General features: G+C 49.5%; 16 protein-coding genes and 1 tRNA gene. 11 read left to right on the forward strand and 6 right to left on the reverse strand.

Annotation, left to right across the window (positions count from 1 at the left end; genetic code table 11):
- Positions 1-29 precede the first annotated feature (29 nt).
- Positions 30-1,127 carry a hypothetical protein gene (locus F4X55_06740; GenBank protein MYC40683.1) on the reverse strand — a complete coding sequence of 366 codons (1,098 nt, stop codon included), beginning with the start codon at positions 1,125-1,127 and terminating at the stop codon, positions 30-32.
- 442 nt (positions 1,128-1,569) lie between these two features.
- On the opposite strand from F4X55_06740, the gene F4X55_06745 reads away from it, so the two are divergent.
- The 5 genes from F4X55_06745 (at position 1,570) to F4X55_06765 (ending at position 5,848) form a co-directional block, all read left to right on the forward strand.
- Positions 1,570-2,022 carry a hypothetical protein gene (locus F4X55_06745; protein MYC40684.1) on the forward strand — a complete coding sequence of 151 codons (453 nt, stop codon included), beginning with the start codon at positions 1,570-1,572 and terminating at the stop codon, positions 2,020-2,022.
- Positions 2,023-2,139: 117 nt separating this feature from the next.
- Positions 2,140-4,056, forward strand: a complete 1,917-nt coding sequence (gene mnmG / locus F4X55_06750) for a tRNA uridine-5-carboxymethylaminomethyl(34) synthesis enzyme MnmG (protein MYC40685.1) — start codon at positions 2,140-2,142, stop codon at positions 4,054-4,056.
- A gap of 282 nt (positions 4,057-4,338) precedes the next feature.
- Positions 4,339-4,743 carry a hypothetical protein gene (locus F4X55_06755; GenBank protein MYC40686.1) on the forward strand — a complete coding sequence of 135 codons (405 nt, stop codon included), beginning with the start codon at positions 4,339-4,341 and terminating at the stop codon, positions 4,741-4,743.
- A gap of 62 nt (positions 4,744-4,805) precedes the next feature.
- Entirely contained in the window at positions 4,806-5,276 is a 471-nt protein-coding gene (locus tag F4X55_06760; GenBank protein ID MYC40687.1) for an RNA polymerase sigma factor, read from the forward strand.
- Positions 5,277-5,281: 5 nt separating this feature from the next.
- Positions 5,282-5,848 carry a hypothetical protein gene (locus tag F4X55_06765; GenBank protein MYC40688.1) on the forward strand — a complete coding sequence of 189 codons (567 nt, stop codon included), beginning with the start codon at positions 5,282-5,284 and terminating at the stop codon, positions 5,846-5,848.
- 66 nt (positions 5,849-5,914) lie between these two features.
- Here F4X55_06765 and F4X55_06770 read toward each other — a convergent pair whose 3' ends face one another.
- On the reverse strand, positions 5,915-8,026 hold the full coding sequence (locus F4X55_06770) for a thioredoxin domain-containing protein (protein ID MYC40689.1): 2,112 nt from the start codon (positions 8,024-8,026) through the stop codon (positions 5,915-5,917).
- Positions 8,027-8,201: 175 nt separating this feature from the next.
- Between F4X55_06770 and F4X55_06775 the strand changes: the two genes are divergently transcribed.
- Complete coding sequence (locus F4X55_06775; GenBank protein ID MYC40690.1) at positions 8,202-8,618, forward strand: NUDIX domain-containing protein; 417 nt, start codon at positions 8,202-8,204, stop codon at positions 8,616-8,618.
- A 56-nt stretch (positions 8,619-8,674) separates the two neighbouring features.
- Positions 8,675-9,469, forward strand: coding sequence for a class I SAM-dependent methyltransferase (locus F4X55_06780; GenBank protein ID MYC40691.1), 795 nt, complete (start codon positions 8,675-8,677; stop codon positions 9,467-9,469).
- Between the two features lie 106 nt (positions 9,470-9,575).
- Here the strand turns inward: F4X55_06780 and F4X55_06785 are convergent.
- Together F4X55_06785 and F4X55_06790 are read right to left on the reverse strand one after the other, a co-directional pair.
- A tRNA-Arg gene (locus F4X55_06785) sits at positions 9,576-9,652 on the reverse strand.
- Positions 9,647-10,393 (reverse strand): uracil-DNA glycosylase, encoded by a 747-nt coding sequence (locus tag F4X55_06790; protein MYC40692.1) that lies wholly within the window; start codon positions 10,391-10,393, stop codon positions 9,647-9,649. The genes F4X55_06785 and F4X55_06790 overlap by 6 nt, the downstream gene beginning before the upstream one ends.
- 136 nt (positions 10,394-10,529) lie before the next feature.
- On the opposite strand from F4X55_06790, the gene F4X55_06795 reads away from it, so the two are divergent.
- The 4 genes from F4X55_06795 (at position 10,530) to F4X55_06810 (ending at position 16,493) form a co-directional block, all read left to right on the forward strand.
- Complete coding sequence (locus F4X55_06795; protein ID MYC40693.1) at positions 10,530-12,986, forward strand: leucine--tRNA ligase; 2,457 nt, start codon at positions 10,530-10,532, stop codon at positions 12,984-12,986.
- 102 nt (positions 12,987-13,088) lie between these two features.
- Complete coding sequence (locus F4X55_06800; protein MYC40694.1) at positions 13,089-14,069, forward strand: deoxyhypusine synthase; 981 nt, start codon at positions 13,089-13,091, stop codon at positions 14,067-14,069.
- Between the two features lie 242 nt (positions 14,070-14,311).
- Positions 14,312-15,439, forward strand: coding sequence for a porin (locus F4X55_06805; GenBank protein MYC40695.1), 1,128 nt, complete (start codon positions 14,312-14,314; stop codon positions 15,437-15,439).
- Between the two features lie 238 nt (positions 15,440-15,677).
- Positions 15,678-16,493, forward strand: coding sequence for a class I SAM-dependent methyltransferase (locus F4X55_06810; GenBank protein MYC40696.1), 816 nt, complete (start codon positions 15,678-15,680; stop codon positions 16,491-16,493).
- Between the two features lie 138 nt (positions 16,494-16,631).
- On the opposite strand, the gene thiE is transcribed toward F4X55_06810, so the two are convergent.
- Positions 16,632-17,270 (reverse strand): thiamine phosphate synthase, encoded by a 639-nt coding sequence (gene thiE / locus F4X55_06815; protein MYC40697.1) that lies wholly within the window; start codon positions 17,268-17,270, stop codon positions 16,632-16,634.
- 53 nt (positions 17,271-17,323) lie between these two features.
- A complete protein-coding gene (gene argH, locus F4X55_06820) occupies positions 17,324-18,709 on the reverse strand; it encodes an argininosuccinate lyase (GenBank protein ID MYC40698.1) in 1,386 nt (461 codons plus the stop codon).
- Position 18,710 lies beyond the last annotated feature (1 nt).

The raw sequence follows: 18,710 nt of genomic DNA on the forward strand, positions 1-18,710 counted from the left end.
TGATTATAAGACTTACCTGCTAATTCAAGTCAAAACTCAAGTTTAAGCCCACTGGATTTCCCGAAAGGAATTCCTGCTATTTTGCAGGCTTTTCGTAGTATGCGAACTTTCCTATCAGTTGATGAATGGGTTTTTAACCACCAGCCTCCGGGAAGACGCCTAGCTGTTTTCTGGGCAACATCATAGTCTCCTAGGTCTGCAAGATTTCGGGAGAGCTGTTTGTTTTTCCTGCCTTCAACTTCTGGAGCTAGTAGGGTAAGAAAATTCTTATCTCTCTCAGCAAGGATTTCTATGATTTTTGTAAACGCAGAAGCTATAGTATCCTGACCTAGATACTCCTCACCTAAAAGAAGAAAAGAAGGCTTTCTTCCAGTCGCTCTTCTTTGAAAACGTTTTTGGTCTTTAGGTATTTTTGGTTTTATTTCAGAATGAACCTTCAGGCTTCTTTCAACATTTTGGATGCTTCTAAGAAACTCTTCTACATCCGACCTTGCTGGAGCGTATCCAGAAGAAATCCGCGATGTTTCTTCAATAAGCAGAGTAACAAGTTCGTCGGAAGAACCGTCCAGTAGATTTTCCCAAGCCATGGAAATGTTTTTTCTAGTCTCAATACTTTTAATTCTTTGATTATGGTCACGCTCTGCATTCTCTTTGGCTTTTCCTGAGCGTGTATTCTGAAAGGATAAATAACGGACCAGTCCATTAACTATTTCTTCGTGCGAATGCTTCCCAAAATCCAGAGTACGGACAAGTCTTTCCTCAAATTTCCCTGGGACCATTGGAAGATAGAACCTCCAATGTCTTCCATCAGTAAGAACAGCCAGTGGAGCACCTGCGAGGAATGCATATTGAAAAAGTTGGTGGTCGGCATCCAGGTTTCCTTCGGCTTTGACTTCAATTATGCATCGCAGACCTTCCCTGTTACCTTTAGAAATTTTGAGACCGTAATCAACCTTGCGTCTATCAAGCGGATACTGCGGACAAACATAATCTGGGCTGTGTATATCCCAACCTAGATGTCCAAGAACCGGCAGAACAATCTGCACACTAACGGACTCTTCACTCGGGTAAGAACCTAATCTGCTTTTTACCGAGGATACAAATTCCAGAAACTCGGAAGATATCATTTCACGAAATTCTAACAATTGTATGGAGTTCGGTCAATCTTAACATAGAAAAATCGGAATTAGTGTGGATTAAAAAAAATAACAAATATCTAAAACTCCAACTCTTCTCCTTAGTCAAAGTGTGGTTATTTTTGTTGATATATAACATGGCTATGTATAGTTTCTGAGCACAGTGGCAAATCATATTTTCCAAGATACTGTAGATCAGATAGAGAATTTCTATGTAGAGCATGGCTACCAACTTGGCTGGAGATTTTTAACTTGCTCCAAAACCGTCTTGAAAAGCAACCCTAAGATAGCCCTTATTACATTGAATCCAGGCGGGAGTAGAATACGAGACGATCATCCATCGGCCAGTTGTGAAAACGGTAATCCCTACTTAGACGAAAGTTGGAAGGACCGAAATCCGGGAGAAAGTCCCTTACAAAAGCAGGTTCAGGCAATGTTTGGCAAAATCCGCGAAAAGACAAATTATCTGGGAAGTACGCGCAAACTGATTGAATCCACTTTGTCTGGCTATTTCATACCTTTCAGGTCTCCAAGCCTAGATGATCTGGAGCACGGAAAAGAAGCTTTTGATTTCGGAGAGAAGATATGGCTAAGAATACTGAAAACCGTTCAGCCGGAGCTGTTTGTATGCATTGAGAAAAAAGCAGCTAAACGCTTAAGAAAAATAATCGAAATCGCTTACAACTTGCCTGAAAGCAGATCGTGCAAGCTGCCAACCGGCTGGAGCGACACCACCAACTACACTGCCGATATCTTTGAGTTCGGCAGTAACACCGAGGTCAAACTCCTGAGACTTCCGCACCTGTCTACATACAAGCTTTTCTCAAGAACAGAATGCGGAGAAAAAATTGAAGACATCTTCACGCAGTTCTGCGGTAAACAGTAATCTTCAGGTCAAAGTCCTGAACGGCGCTTGGAACAGTTCTAAGGTTTTTCCCCGTTTATCCGTCGGATTCTGACGGTTATACTTGGCAGGGAAAAACTCCTTGGGTGAGTTAGAAAAATGTCTCTTTTAGGTTCAAAAAAATACGAAGTAATAGTAATTGGAGCTGGTCACGCAGGCTGCGAGGCTGCGCTCGCCGCGGCCAGGATGGGCTGTACCACATTGGTTCTCACGGCAAATATAGATACCATCGGGCTCATGTCGTGTAACCCTTCGATAGGAGGAGTCGGAAAAGGTCATCTGGTGAAGGAAATAGACGCACTTGGAGGCGAGATGGGAAAAGCCGCCGACACCGCGGCCATACAGTTCAGAAGGCTTAACACCCGAAAGGGAGCTGCGGTCCAGGCGACCAGGATACAGGCCGACCGCCAAAGCTACAGGACCTACATGAAAAAGGCTCTTGAGGGCGAACCCAACATAGAGATAAAACAGGCGATGGTCGAGGAGTTTTTGGTTGACGGAAAAAAAGTAGCAGGGGTTAAAACCGCTCTAGGGGAGAGGTTCTTCTCGGATACCGTCGTGGTTACCCCGGGAACGTTTCCCGGGGGACTTATACACATAGGACTTACCCGGATCTCTTCAGGACGCGCGGGGGAAGCCGCCGCGGGAGCCATATCGAATTCCTTTGCGGACCTGGGCTTCACGACGGGACGGCTTAAAACCGGAACCCCTCCGCGCTTTGACGGAAGAACTATCGACTGGGACAAGCTCGAGAGGCAAGACGGGGATGTGGATCCGGTGCCTTTTTCCTTTTCCCCCGGAAAAATCACGACGCAGCAGATGCCATGCTACATAACCTACACGAACGAGGAAACTCACCGCGTGATAAACGAAAACATGGACAAATCCCCTCTCTACTCTGGCCTCATAAAGGGAATAGGTCCAAGATACTGCCCTTCGATAGAGGACAAGGTGGTCAAGTTTCCCGACCGTAACCGCCACCAGATATTTCTTGAACCGGAGGGAAGAAACACTTATGAGATCTATCCCAACGGAATTTCGACCAGCCTTCCCATCGAAGTTCAGTATGAATTTTCAAGAACCATGGAAGGACTCCACAACGTGGAAATAATGAGGCCTGGATACGCGGTCGAATATGACTTCCTCGATCCCACGCAGCTCGGGACGTCCCTTGAATCGAAACTTCTCGCAAACATATTCTTCGCGGGGCAGGTAAACGGAACCACGGGCTACGAGGAGGCGGCAAGCCAAGGACTCATAGCGGGGATAAACACAGCGCTTCGGGTGAAAGGAAAAGATCCTTTCGTACTCGGGCGCTCAGAAGCCTACATAGGAATCCTGATTGACGACCTAGTCACAAAAGGAGTCGACGAGCCCTACAGGATGTTTACATCGAGGGCAGAGTACAGGCTCATATTGAGGGAGGACAACGCCGACCTGAGGCTCGGAGAGCTGGGACACGCCATAGGACTTCTGAGTGACGAGCGGATGGAGGAGTTTCGCACAAGGAAAACCAGACTTGAAAACGAACTTGAAAGGCTTGAGAACGAAAAGGTGTTTCCAAACGAGAAGACAAACAGGATTCTTGAGAATCTCGGTTCCCAGAGAATCAGAAAGCCCCAGAGCCTAAAAGAGATACTGAGAAGGCCCGGCTTTACTTACGAAATGCTGGGCTTTATCGACTCCGCCGCAAACCCGGATATCTCCCCGAAACTCGGAGCGCAGATAGAGATGGAAGTAAAATACGAAGGCTACATAAAAAGGCAGAAAGAAGAAGTCGGGAAACTGCAGAAGTTCGAGAGCATGAAAATCCCGGAGAAATTCGAATACGGAAGCATCCCGGGACTTTCAAATGAAATCGTTCAGAAACTATCTAGAGTAAAACCTGAATCGGTAGGGCAGGCAAGCCGCGTTTCAGGTGTAACGCCCGCCGCTATATCGGTACTGCTTGTGCATATAAGGAAAATGCGGGGGCTTGAGCAGGAAGCTCAGTTAAAATCAAGTTCCCCGTCGTAAAGACTGTCGGTTCCCTCCATCTCCTCAAGCTCCTGCTCATAAAGCTCCATGGCATCGCAGTCGCTTCCGATGTAACCGGAACCGTCAGGGTCCTGCATCATTTCAACAAGATCTCTTACTTTTTTCTCATTCCTTCTATTGGTCATCTGGTCCCCCCTGAAAAAATTTTACATAGATTATAGAAACACTTTTCACAAATGCAACAGTCCTGACAAAAAAATTTCGTTAACCCCTTGGCGCAATCAGAAGACTATCCCGTTCGTCTCTAATAAGTAACCACTCATGTTAAAGGAGGTATACAACATGAAAAGCATCATGATAATACTGGTCTTACTGGCTTTCCCCCTGACCACCCTTGCCGCCAACGACCCGAACATTAAAGGGGAGAAGCGCCGCGCGATCCAAGCAGCGATGCAGGAACACATTGGCCAGAACACTGTGAACGGGCATTACATCCTGTATGATACAATCACAGATGATGTCCTCAAACTGAAACTCGCAAAGTTACATGACGGAATCGTGAAAAAGGCCGATTACTACATCAGTTGCGCAGATTTCTACGACCGTGACGGTACTTATTTTGACCTCGATTTTATGGTGATCGAGAAAGACGGCAGGTTCAGAGCTTTACAAGGCATCGTACACAAGGTCGGGGACGTCAAACGGAAGTATCATCTGGAAGACTGAACCGGGCACAGAAACTAGGAAGCGGCAGAGGCGGCTGGGGTCGTGCCTAGCCGCGCGAAGCCATGCCAGAATTACTATCACCCAGTGCGGAAGAACTGTTACAGAGCGGATTTCAGTATGCCTACGCACTCACGCATCACCATCACGATGCTGAAGATCTGGTGCAGACTGCTTGGCTAAAATTACATCAGCGGTATGGAACGGTGACGACGAAAGCTCTTTTCTTTACAATTATTCGAAATCTATACATCGACCAATACCGCAGACGTCAACGCGTCCGGTTCGTCACGCTCACCAGCGAACACGAACCCTTCTCGGCTTCAGGAAAGACCACTAGAGAAGAAACGAAGGTTGCGATAGAGCAGATGCTCGCCAAGCTGCGGGACATTGAGCGGGAAGCCCTGTTTCTACATATCGTCGAGGGTTACTCCGCTAATGAGATTGCCACTCTCACGGGTAGACCGCGGGGAACCGTCCTGAGTCTCATACATAGAAGTAGGAAAAAATTGGCTGCCCTAGACGCACCTGACTGAGCATCATGAAGAACTTGGAGCAAGAACTCAAGAACTACTATCGAAGCAAGCGCCTTGCTTCGCACAGGATCACGGCAATACAGGTCTCCATGCATGAGACAGGCAGAACCCGCCACCGTGTTTCTTATCTTATCCCGCTGGCCGCAGTCGTATTGCTGACAATCGGAATTGGGTTGTGGTTGCACATGAGCACGGACAGCAGTCTTACCCATCAGGTGGTTACCGAAATCAGACACAACCACTTGCAGCACGGTGCTCTGGTGGCAAAATCAGATCAGTACGCCGTTGTACAAGCCGCGCTTAGCAAATTGGACTTTCCCATCCGGCCGCGCCGTGACGAGCTGATCCAGGACTTCATCCTCATAGGCGGCAAGTATTGCACCATTCAGGGCTACCGGGCAGCTCAGTTGAAGTTGAGCCACCGCAACAGCCGGATCATTCACACCTTGTATGTTTTGCCGATGACCGATGACATAAAGGATATTGAACCAGGTGTCTATGAAACAAACGGTGTACAAATAGAATTGTGGACCGACCAATTGCTGTTTTACGGTCTTGCCCACAGTCAATAATCAAAACCTGGAATTGCGGAGAATGGTCCTGTTCTTTCTGTACTGGGCTTTTCCGTGCAAATATCCCTACTCAGGGGCTTTATCAGAATTTCTGGCCTCTTCCATAAGTTCAAGCATCCGTGCCGGGTCATCCGTCGGCAGCCGGCACTCGTAATTTGAGCACACATACGCCGCAGTTTTTCCGTTAAGGGGTTTGTGGCTCTCCGCGTAGGGAGCGATTCTCGATATTTCCGCTTCGTTTGCTTCGTCTTTTAATATCACCACCTTGTTCGGCAGGTACTCGCTTGAAAGGGTGTTGAGAAACCGGCGGGTCTCGGGGGAATTTCTGTCCCCGGCTATAACTATCTCAAAAGAAGGCCCCAGCATGAAGTCAAGAGAGTTCATGTGCATCGAAAAAGAAGCGGGGTGCCTTGAGATTTGAGAGGAAAAAGCCGCGGCCATCCGAGCCGCTTTGTCCTCGAGCTCGGGGTCACCGGTCAGCCTCGCTATTTTCAGGATGTTAAGAGTCGAAACCGAGTTTGCGGACGGGAGTGCCCCATCATAAATTTCCTTTTGCCTGGTTATCAGGGCTTCGCCGTCATCGGCCGTGAAGAAAAAACCCGAAAACTCCTTGTCCCAGAAATGTTCGAACTGATCGCGGCACAAAGAAATTGCCAGAGCTAGATATTTTTCGTCGAAAACACTTTCGTAGTACTCAAGAAGTCCCCATATAAAAAAAGCGTAGTCATCAACACTTGCCATTATGGCCGCTTCGCCCTCGCGGTAGCGGTGAAGGAGCCTTCCGTCACGGACAAGGTTTTGCCTTACGAACTCTATCGAGTCCTGCGCCGCGTCAGAATATCTCTTTTCGCCGAAAGCCGCCGCCGCTTTTGAAAACGCGGCTATCGCTATTCCGTTCCAGTCCGTGAGCACTTTGTCGTCCTTGTAGGGATGTACTCTTTTTTCCCTGCTGGCAAAAAGCTTCTCCCTCAGACCCTCAAGTCTTTGCTCAAGCTCCTCGGCGCGGACTCCGAGCCGAGCGGCCGTGTCGTCCAGGGGCTCTTTCAGATGAAATATGTTTCTCTCTGTTTGCTCTCCCGTAGCCTCGTCCTTGAAATTTCCGTCGCGAGAAAGATTATAGACCTCGCAGAGAAGTTCCGCGTCATCCGCTCCCACAAGCTCCTCTATCTCCCCTACGGTCCAGAGATAGAACTTGCCCTCCTCCCCTTCGCTGTCGGCATCCTCGGCCGAGTAAATGCCTCCATCGGGAGAGGTCATGTCGCGAATCAGATATTCAAGTATCTCTCTCGCCTTTTTTTCGTAAAACGGGTTTTTCGTGATCTGCCAGGCTTCTGTGTACGTAATTGCCGCGAGCGCCTGGTCGTAAAGCATCTTCTCGAAATGGGGGACGAGCCACTGCGAGTCAGTCGAGTACCTGTGAAAACCGAAGCCCACGTGGTCGTATATACCGCCCCTTCCCATGGCAAGAAGCGTCTGCTCAACCATCCTCAAAGAGGCTTCCTTCCCGGTGCGCCCGTAATACCTCATCAAAAACATCAGGTTGTGGGGAGTCGGGAATTTGGGTGCTCTGCCGAAGCCGCCTTCATCGGGATCAAAAGTCGAAAGAAAATAACTGTAGGCCTGATCAAGGGTCTTCTCGTTAAGCAGTGAAGTCCCGACTCTCCGCAGAGAGTCCCCCATATTGCGGACGGCATCGGTTATCTGTCGGGCTGACTCAAGCACCTCTTCCTTTTTATTTTCCCAGAGTTCCTTTATCGCCGGCACAAGCTCCTTCATTCCGACCCTCCCGTAACGGTTCTCCTTCGGTATGTAGGTTCCGGCAAAAAAGGGTTTTCCCTCGGGCGTCATGACTATGTTAAGGGGCCAGCCGCAGCTTTTCCTTGAAATCACGTGACAGACGGTCATGTAGATATTGTCGATATCCGGGCGCTCTTCCCTGTCAACCTTGATGGAGACGAAGGCATCGTTCATTAATTCCGCCACCTCGGGATCCTCAAAGGATTCGCGTTCCATAACGTGGCACCAGTGGCAGGTCGAGTACCCTATGGAAAGAAACACCGGCCTTCCAAGCTCCCGGGCCCTCTCAAACGCCTCCTCCCCCCACGGATACCAGTCGACCGGATTCTCCGCATGCTGGAGAAGATAGGGGCTTTTTTCGTCTTTAAGCCTGTTTGACACTTAAACCTCCGTTGTGGAGAAATGGAAAAATTATACAGTCTGACTGGAAATAAGCTCTATACAACAAAAAGCATTTCCTGTTTTAAAAAACGCGCCGGAAAAATTTTTCCCGATCGAGAAAAACAGCATTTTCTTTCTGTTCATATTCGATTTTTAGGCTAACATTCTCACCTAAATGCGTAAACCCGTACAAAAAGCTGGAGTCGTCGCCTACAGGGAAAACAGCAGTGGAGAAATCGAAGTCATTCTGGTGAGTTCAAGAAAGCTTCATAATTCATGGGTTTTTCCCGCAGGAGGAGTTGATTACGGCGAAACTCCCGCCGAGGCGGCGGAGAGGGAATGTCTTGAGGAAAGCGGATATAGGGTGGAAATAGAGCATCCTCTCGACATAATGATCATCGAAGGCGGGAAAAGACACGTTCTTTACACTTTTTTCCGCGCTAAGGCCATAGAAGATACGGGAGATTACGAGAGGGATAGGGAAAGAAAATGGTGCAGGATTGATGACCTTCCCGATACGGTGGCTTACCTGTTCAGGGAAATCGCGGAGAGTTTCCAGAAAAACATGCTGAGTCCCCGCCCCCTCGGATGAAGTCTTAATCGGTCAAGCGACAATCGGAATTTCATACTCACACCGGAGAGGAACAAATGAAAAGCCAAAAATTCATAAAGAAAACGCAGAGTCACTACGCGCGGATAGCGGACATCTACAGATCCCTGAGGGTTACCGACTCTGAACCCGTACTCTACATAAAGGAAATAATCGGGGACAAGGGAAAGATAACGGCCGCCGACGTGGGGGCCGGAGCAGGACGGTACGCCAGGCTTTTCTTCGAGCAGCTTGGCAAGGAGAACCTGTTTCTTTACTGCTACGATACAAACGAGTTCATGCTTGAGAGTCTCGAGCAGTACCTTGACGATAACGATATCCGGAACTACGCGACCAAAATTGCCATGGCCCAGGAGCTTCCCATAGCGGACAATTCTCTTGACGCGATATTCTGCTTCAACGCCATACATTTTTTCAACACCCCGAAATTCCTCAGAGAAAGCGTGAGGGTGCTGTGCGAGGGGTCGTTCCTTTTCATCTACACAAGAACCAGGAGCCAGAGCATGAAAAGCATATGGGGAAAGCATTTTCCGTCTTTTAACCAGAAAGAATCGGATTTTTACAAAACCGAAAGACTTGAGTCCGAGATTAAAGAAACCCGGGGACTCGAACTTATTGAAAAGAAAACTTTTACCCTAGGGCGCGAGAACTCCCTTGAGGAACTCACAGAGAGGGCGCAGAGCAAGCATTACTCAACTTTCTATCTCTACGAAAGCGAAGAGTTTGAAAGATCTCTTGAGGAATTCAGGAAAAATATCCGCAAATCCTATAAGGATCCCGGCAAGATCAAATGGTCAGACGAAAAAACCATGTATACGGTACTCAGAAAGTAACGTGAGGGTCTCTTCGGTTGCGGTTGATTCAACACCCGGGTGCTCCCAACTAATAAAACCGACTTCATATCAGTCGGATTTTCGGGTCGATGCGTAATGGCTTTCATGGCGGGCGATGGGGGATTCGAACCCCCGACCCCAGGCTCCGGAGGCCTGTGCTCTAATCCACTGAGCTAATCACCCGTCAACAGGTATCCCGAGTTCCCTCATCACAAGCTTCATGTCCTCCCAGACGGGCTTTTTAAAAGAGGGGTTTCGCAGCAACGCGGCGGGATGGTACGTAATCATAAGCTTTGAGTTCCCATACTGGTGAAAAGTGCCTCTTAGCTGCCCCATCTTGAAGTTCTTAAGCTTGAGCATCAATCCGGTAGCAACGCTTCCGAGGGAAACTATGACCTCGGGATTTATGCTTTCTATCTGTTTTTTAAGAAACGGCTCGCAGCTTGCTACCTCATCGGGTTCCGGGTTCCTGTTGCCCGGAGGACGGCACTTCACGACGTTGCATATATACACGTCCTTTCTCTCAAGCTTCATAGCCCGGATTATCCTCGTAAGCAACTGCCCCGCCCTTCCGACAAAGGGCCTGCCCTGAATGTCTTCGTCTCTTCCGGGACCCTCGCCGACAAATACAAGTCTCGCCTTGGGATTGCCCTCGCCGAACACTATGCTCTTTCTCGTCTCGCAAAGACGGCACCTCGTGCAGTCTCCAAGTTCCTCCCTTATCTCGGAAAGCGTTTGGACCGCCGATGACCCGCGTGGTTCTCTGCGATCATGCGAAAGAGCGGTTCCGTTTTTCTCCGTGTCCGCTATCTCGATCCCTCCTGCCGCAAGCCCCGCCGGCAGTTCTCCTATTCCGATTTCCTTGCAGAAACGAAGATAGTTCTCAAGCGCCCGCGCCGTCTCGTAAAATTCGTTGGAACTCATGGCCTGTAGGGGAGAAAGTTTAACACAAATACAGGGAGGGGGCGAAACGGTTTGAAAGCGGAAAGGGTTTTAATTAGAATAAGACCGCGTTTGCAAAAACCTAAGACCTAAACCCATCAAACGCTTTCCCCTAGCAATGGAAAGAGAGTACAGACCGCAGGAAATCGAGAAAAAGTGGCAGGATTTCTGGGCGGAAAAAGATACCTACAAGGTCTCCGAGGAGACTTCCGGAGAAAAGTACTACGTTCTCGAGATGTTTCCCTACCCATCGGGAAGAATCCACATGGGACACGTGAGGAATTATACGATCGGAGACGTCGTCTCCAGATTCAAGAGGGCAAGGGGATTTAACGTTCTCCATCCCATCGGCTGGGATGCCTTCGGGCTGCCCGCTGAAAACGCGGCCATACAAAACGCCATACATCCCTCGACCTGGACTCGGGCCAACATAGAGCAGATGAAACAGCAGCTCATGCGCCTTGGGTTCAGCTACGACTGGAGCAGGGAAATCGCAACGTGCGACGTTGATTATTACAGATGGGAGCAGTGGCTTTTCACCAGACTTCATCGCGAGGGACTAGCGTACAGAAAGACCTCGGTGGTGAACTGGGACCCGGTTGACCAGACCGTGCTCGCAAACGAACAGGTAATCGACGGAAGGGGATGGCGCTCGGGAGCGCTTGTCGAAAAAAAGGAGATACCGCAGTGGTTCCTCAGGGTAAGCGACTACTCAGAAGAACTGCTGAATGAGCTTGAGAAGATGGAAGGGTGGCCCGATGCTGTCAAAACCATGCAGAAAAACTGGATAGGAAAATCCGAGGGAGTCGAGGCCGAATTCCGCGTGGACGGGCAAGAAAGCGTCCTGAAGATATTCACCACGCGCCCGGACACGATAATGGGAGTAACCTACCTAGCTCTGGCCCCCGAGCATCTGCTTGTAAGCGAGGTGGCGGAGAAAAACCCCGGGGTTGCAGACTTCATCGCCCAATGCCGCAAGGCCCCCGTTTCCGAAGCGGAGATCGAGACTATGGAGAAAAGCGGCGTCCCGCTTGGAATAAACGCCATCCACCCCATAAGCGGGGAGAAAATACCCGTATGGACTGCGAACTTCGTACTTATGAGCTATGGAACGGGAGCGGTAATGAGCGTCCCCGCGCACGACCAGAGGGACTGGGAATTCGCTAAAAAATACGGTCTCCAGATAAAGCAGGTGATTTTCCCCGCAGACGGAAGCGTCTCCGACATCGAAAAAGAAGCATTTACGGAAAAGGGAACGCTTGGGAATTCGGAATGGCTCTCGGGATTCACCTCGCAGGAAGCCTTCGGAAAAATAGCCGAATTTCTCCAAGAAAACGCTTCGGGCGGCGTGAAAACCAACTACCGTCTTCGGGACTGGGGAATCTCGAGACAGCGCTACTGGGGAGCGCCGATACCGATAGTGTATTGCGGGCAGTGCGGAGAGGTTCCGGTCCCGGATTCGGATCTTCCGGTAGAGCTTCCCCTTGAAATAGACATTGACGGAGAGCGTATTCCGGCTCTCTCCAAGATTGAAAGCTTCATCGCCACCAATTGCCCTACCTGCGGGGAAGCTGCTAGGCGGGAAACCGACACGATGGATACGTTTGTCGAGTCGTCCTGGTACTTTCTAAGATACGCATCCCCTGATTTCAAAGAAGGAATGTTCGAGCCCGGAAAAGCTTCTTACTGGCTTCCGGTAAATCAGTACATAGGCGGAATAGAGCACGCCATACTTCACCTGCTTTACTCAAGATTCTTCACTAAGGCGCTTCGCGATATCGGCGTTTTTGAGCTTGACGAACCCTTCGCGAATCTTCTTACCCAGGGGATGGTGGTAAAAGACGGGGCGAAGATGTCAAAGTCCCTCGGAAACACCGTGGATCCCGATGACATGATAGTCCGTTACGGGGCCGACACCGTGAGGATGTTCATGCTTTTCGCGGCTCCGGTGGAAAAAGACCTTGAGTGGAGCGAGCAGGGAGTAAACGGAATGTTCAGGTTTCTGGGCAGGGTTTGGCGCTTTGCGGTCGGGTTTTTTGCCGAGCGGGAAAACGAAAAGAGGGACCTGGAACTCCCAGAGGAGGGAAAACCGGCTACTCTCGTCACCGCAACCAATCGGACAATCAAGAAAGTCACCGAAGACATAGAGAGCTTCAAATTCAACACGGCAATATCGGCAATAATGGAGCTTTTCAACGAACTAAGCGTGCTTTGGAAGGAGAAAAGCGTGGGAAGGGAAGATGCCCGAGCGGCGCTGCTTGCGGTCACGAGACTTATCTGCCCAATGGCTCCCCATTTCGCGGAGGAGCTCTGGGAACTCTCAGGAGAAAGTGGAAACCTAGTCGATAAGGAGTGGATAAAGTGGGACGAGAGCGCTTTTGAGAGCGCGGAAATAACCATCCCTGTAAGGGTGAACTCAAGAGTCAGAAACCAGATTTCCCTAAGTGCGGACGCGGATGAAGATACAGTCAGGGAAATTGCCCTCTCCGACAGCAGGGTAAAGGAATATATAGCGGGGCGGGAAATAAAAAACTTTGTCTACGTGCCGAAAAGACTTGTAGACATAAGAGTTTAGCGAGAGGGAAAAAACGTGAAGGAAGACTCAGGCTATCTAGGGAAAAAAGTAAAAGCTATAGAGGTCTCTCCCGAGAAGCCAATCTCTAGGCTGCTTGAAGAAATGGCGGAAACGGGATTTCAGGGCAAGAACCTTGCTAGGGTCGCGGACGTTTTCTGCAGGATGGTGGAAGCCGAGAATCTTACGATTTTCTTCGGCTACGCGGGTTCCCTTTCCACGACCGGGCAGTGGAAAATAATAAACTGGCTCATAGAAAACAGGTACATAGATGTCTTGATCCCCACAGGCGCGAACATCTCCGAGGACATAGTTGAGGCAATGGGGTTTTCCTACTGGCAAGGAACCCCGAATGAAGACGACGCGAAGCTTTTTTCCGAGGGGATAAACCGCTACTACGACGTTTACGGGACTGAGCCCGACTACCTTGAGATGACCGAACTTCTGGCTGAATTCATAATGACCCTCGATAAATCCCGGGCCTATTCCTCAAGAGAATTTCTAAAAAGATGCGGCCAGTGGCTCGACAGGAAAAACATAAACAGCATCGTGGCCGCCGCCGCGAGAAATGAAGTCCCGGTCTTCTGCCCCGCCATAGCTGACAGCCCTTACGGAGACGCGGCACTTATCGCTGAAAGCAAGGGGCATCATCTCACGATTGACGCCATACAGGACTACGTGGAGTTTATGGGAATGGGCGAGAGCGTGATTGACACGGGAGTGGTTTACATAGGCGGCGGAGTGCCGAAAGACTTTATTCAGCTTTTCGCCGTCACGGGCGACCTTCTTTACGAAGACAGGAAGATTCCGGGAAGAGCGGCCGGCCTTAACCGCAAGGGAACCGGGGAACAGGAAACCTACTATCCTCATAAATACGCAATCCAGATTACGACCGATTCTCCACAGTGGGGGGGACTTTCGGGGTGCACTTTCGAAGAGGCGGTTTCCTGGGGAAAGGAAAACCCTGAAGGCGGCCTAGTTCAGTGCTATTGCGACGCCACCATAGCTCTTCCAATCGTCTCCCACGCCCTTTCGGAAAAAACGAAAGTGAAAAGAAAGGGGACTGTTTTTAAATTCGACGATTAATACGAACCCCTCTCCTTAACCGTCGACGCGCATCAACGCCAAATCAAGCACTTTTTCTAATCCAGAAACTTTTACATCAAAAAACTCCCCCCCTATAAACCGATTGTTTTAGGCGTAAGCCTCTGTAACCATTAGACTAAAGGGATGTATACGAATTTAGAAAATCTTTTGCCACAGAAAAATGAATAATATGGTAGAATCTTCAGTATAGATGAACACAGATCCATAAGGAGGGATGAATTATGTATCGTTTTATAAAGAACGGTTTAATGGTTTGTTTGCTGGCTTGCGCTTCACTTGTGATCTCGCTGCCAGCGTTTGCCGGCGGAGGTGGGGACGTATCCGAGGAGAGCATGGCCGAGGAAGCAGCGCCTGAGGAAGCCATGGCCGAGGAATCAGCACCCGAGGAAGCCATGGTTGAAGAAGCGCCGCTTATCAAGGATACCGACGTTTCAATTTACGGCAGGTTCTGGCCGAGGGTTACTTATGAAAACAGTGATGGGAGCTCAACCGACATCACCGACGCGCTTTCACGGGTTGGTATCAAAGCCAATACGCAGATAACCGAAACGCTCAGCGCGGTGTTGCACGGAGAGTGGGATGTTGATATTGAGCAAAACGGCAATTTCGGCGACGCGCGTCAGGCTTACGTGGGTTTACGAAGCGAGGAATTGGGTATGTTAGCTATCGGTAAGCAATGGGATCCCTATTTTAACATCGTTGCTGAAGTAACCGACATTTTCTATCATCGCGCAAGCCCCTTCGGATATGACCAGCAGGGTCCTTTCCGAAGCAGCAATCTGGTAACCTACGCGAACAATTTTGGGGGGTTAAACGTAAACGCGGGTATGCAGGTAGACGGTGAGGTCGGGAACAATGCCTACTATGCCTCCGATGACTCCGCCTCTAATGCTGACAACGTTGACGCGGCTTCAGTCGGCGTGGGTCTCAGTTCCGGTCCGGTTTATATCGGCGTATCCTACTTGCGTCAGAATCAGGACGATAACGAGCGTGAGAGAAATTACTTCGGTGTAGGCGGCAGCCTGAACGTAAATGACAATATCTACATGGCGGTTACCTACCAGTACATAGTGGACAATTACGATAACGGCGATGAGCTCAATCCCTTTACTCTCGACGTAGCCACTTCCTTTTCTTTTACCCACGGGGTTACGGCGCTTGCGGGATTTTTCATGTCTGATCCAGATGACGGAAACGAATTGATGGGTGGAAACCTTACCTTGATTAAAGAGGTGCATCCTGCCTTGGACGTCTTTGCCGAATGGGTATTGACTGACGAGGACCAAGGCGAGAACGTAAATACTCTTAGCCTCGGTTTCCGCTATGACTTTGACGTAGCAATCTTCTAGTCAGCCATAGACTTTAAGATCTAAAGGTCAGAATCATGACGGCGACTTTGTCGTGATTAATATTCTCGGGGACATGTTTGGAGTTTTCTTCAGATATGTCCCCGTTTTTTTATCTCCTAGTCGACTAACTTTTAAAATTCCTTTCCGCAACCGCCTAGAGCCTTGCGTTTAGGCAATTAAATTGTAGATTCAATTACGGAAATTCCTTAAAAATCCAAGCGGAGGAAACACACGGCAGATGAGCGAAAAACGTATAGGGGTAGATTATTCTGAGCTTCACCAGCTCGACAGTCCCGCAAACAGGCTTATAAGAGAATCCATATGGGGAAAAGAAGACGACATAGGACAGCAGTCGTTCACTACCCCACGCTATCTCGATCAACTGATCCCGAGGCTCAGCATAGGAAAAACAACCCATGTGCTTGACGTTGGAAGCGGAGCGGGAGGTCCCGCGGTATACATAGCCGACAGGACCGGATGCAGGGTATCCGGGATGGAAATTAACGAAGTGGGGGTCAACGTATCTAGAAAACTAGCGAAAAACTCAGGGCTTGAGGATAAAGCAGAATTTTATCTGGGCGACGCGATGAAAATGCCGTTTACGGAAAACACTTTTGACCTCGCCATAAGCCTCAACGTGATGAACGTGTTCGAAGATAAGACTGGGCTTTTCAAAGAAGTTCTCAGGGTTCTTAAGCCCTCTGGCATCTGGGCGTTTTTAAGCGGCACATTCGAGATATCCGGTGACGAGGAAACGAAACAGAAGATGGCAAGGGGCTATCTTATCCCGCAATATTACGACTCGCTTGAAAGTTACAGGGAAATGCTTGAATCAGCCGGGTTCCGCATTGAGGAAATAACGGAATACGTGGCGGATTTCCGGGTTCAGGTCAAGAGATGGGGAGACGCCTACAAAAAACACTCGAAAGTGATTGCCGAGGAGCAGGGAGAGGAAAATACCCGGTATCACATTGAGTATTTTGATACGTATCTGAAACTGGTGGATGAGAAAAAAGCTTCAAACCATCTCGTCATATGCTCAAAACCTGAATAGCTGTACCAACCGTTAACAGTATTTCGTGCAGTCCACATCGGGGAAAGAGAGAAGAGCCCAAGAGGCCGCTTCCCCTTTTTTATTTCGACTAGTTTACTTCTGTTTTTTCGATGCTTGTCCGCAAGTCCCCCGTACAGGTCAGACAGCCGGACGGTCAAGGACGGAGCAGAAAGCCCTTGAAGCCTTCTCCGGGTCGTCTGACCCGAAAACGCTAGTTATGACCGCTACGCCGTCCACTCCTGTAGCAAGAACCTGCGTCGCATTATGGGGGAATATTCCCCCTATGGCAAATATCGGGATCCCTGTGATAGCAGTTTTCGCTTCAACCAGGGTTTCAAAAGGGGTGGGGGTCCTGCCGGGCTTTGTCGGAGTAGACCAAGGCGTGCCGAAAACAACGTAGTCCGCTCCCATTCTCTCGGCGTGTATGCCCCTTGGAAGAGAATAGTAGCAGGAAACACCTATGATGGCGTCGTTACCGAGCTTCTTTCTCGTAGGTATTATGTTCGGGTCGTCCTCGCCCAAGTGCACTCCGTCGGCTCCTATTTCCATCATGAGTTCCGGGAAGTCGTTTATTATAAGTGGCACTCCGTACCTTTTCGTAAGACCGAGAAGCTCCTTGCCCAAAGCAACGACGTCCGAACGCAGGGAGGTCTTGTCCCTTAATTGGACGATGTTAGCTCCTCCAGACAAAGATTTCTCTACTGTTTCAAGAAAAGAGTCGCGCGGAATAAGCCCCTCATCGGTAATTACGTAAAGTCCCTTAAGTTCAAAACCCATGGCGCATCGGAAACGGAACAGGAATCACTCTTAACCCCTTTCGGAAGAATCGGCTACATGCATCTCTTAAGGAACCTTCTGGCTGCTGCTATCTCTTTTCTGACGTTCGCGGTTGAAGTGCCCCCGAATGAATTCCTGCTCTCAGCGGAACCCGAAAACGTTATCACCTCGAAAATGTCCTCGCCGATTTTCTTAGAAAACCTGCGAAATTCGGAAAGCTTGAGATCGGAAAGCTCTTTTCCATCCCGCTCTGCGTAAGAAACTATCTTTCCTACGGTTTCGTGGGCCGAGCGGAACGGAACGCCTTTGCGGGCCAGATAGTCCGCCACGTCGGTCGCGGTAACAAAGCCCCCCTCAAGAGCTTTTTTCATATTCTCTTCCTTAAATTCAAGCGTCTTGAGTATTTCGATATTAACCCGAAGGCAGAGCTTTACCGTGTCAACCGTATCGAAAAGAGGCTCTTTATCCTCCTGCATATCCCTGTTGTAGGAAAGAGGGAGTCCTTTCATCAGAGTCAGAAGTGCATTCAGGTTCCCGTAGACCCTGGCAGTTTTTCCCCGGGTGAGTTCCGACATGTCGGGATTTTTTTTCTGGGGCATTATGCTCGACCCCGTAGTGAACCCGTCCCCAAGGTCAACGAAGTCAAACTCTTTTGCGCTCCACAAAACAAGTTCCTCGGAGAGCCTGCTGAGGTGCATCATCAGAACCGAGCAGCAGAATACGAACTCTGCGCAGAAATCACGGTCGCTCACCGCATCAATGCTGTTTTTGGAAACCGACTTAAAACCCAAGTCTCCGGCCGTCATCTCCCTGTCTATCGGAAACGAAGTTCCCGCCCCAGCGCAACTTCCAAGCGGGCTTACGTCCACCCTCGAAAGGCAGTTAATAAACCTCTCACGATCGCGCTTCAGCATCTCGTAGTAGGCCAGAAGATGGTGGGATAGAAGCACGGGCTGGGCGCGCTGCATGTGTGTGTAGAGAGGAAAAATTACTCCGAGATTCTTTGCGGAAAGCTCAACGAACTGTTCCGCCAGAGCGCACACAAGTGAAATTACCTCTTCCGTTTCCGTCTTAAGATAAAGCCTCGTGTCGGTTAGAACTTGGTCGTTTCTGCTCCTGGCCGTGTGCACCTTGGCACCCGAAGAACCTGTTTTCTCGATAAGCCTTTTTTCTATATTGAGATGAATATCCTCGTAGTTCTCACTGAAAGGAAATTCCCCGCGGTCTATTTCCTTTTCGATCTCTCGAAGACCTTTGGTTATCCGGGACGCATCCTTGCGGGAAATAATCCCGGTTTCGCGAAGCATTTTCACATGAGCGATACTTCCCCTTATGTCTTCTTTGTAAAGACGCCTGTCAAAACTTACCGATTCCGAGAACTCCTCGGCGATGCTGTGTGTACGGGAAGCGAAGCGGCCTCCCCATGCTTTTTTAGCCAAT

It is taken from the genome of Candidatus Dadabacteria bacterium (assembly GCA_009840385.1).
In the GTDB taxonomy this organism is placed as follows: Bacteria; Desulfobacterota_D; UBA1144; order Nemesobacterales; family Nemesobacteraceae; genus Nemesobacter; species Nemesobacter australis.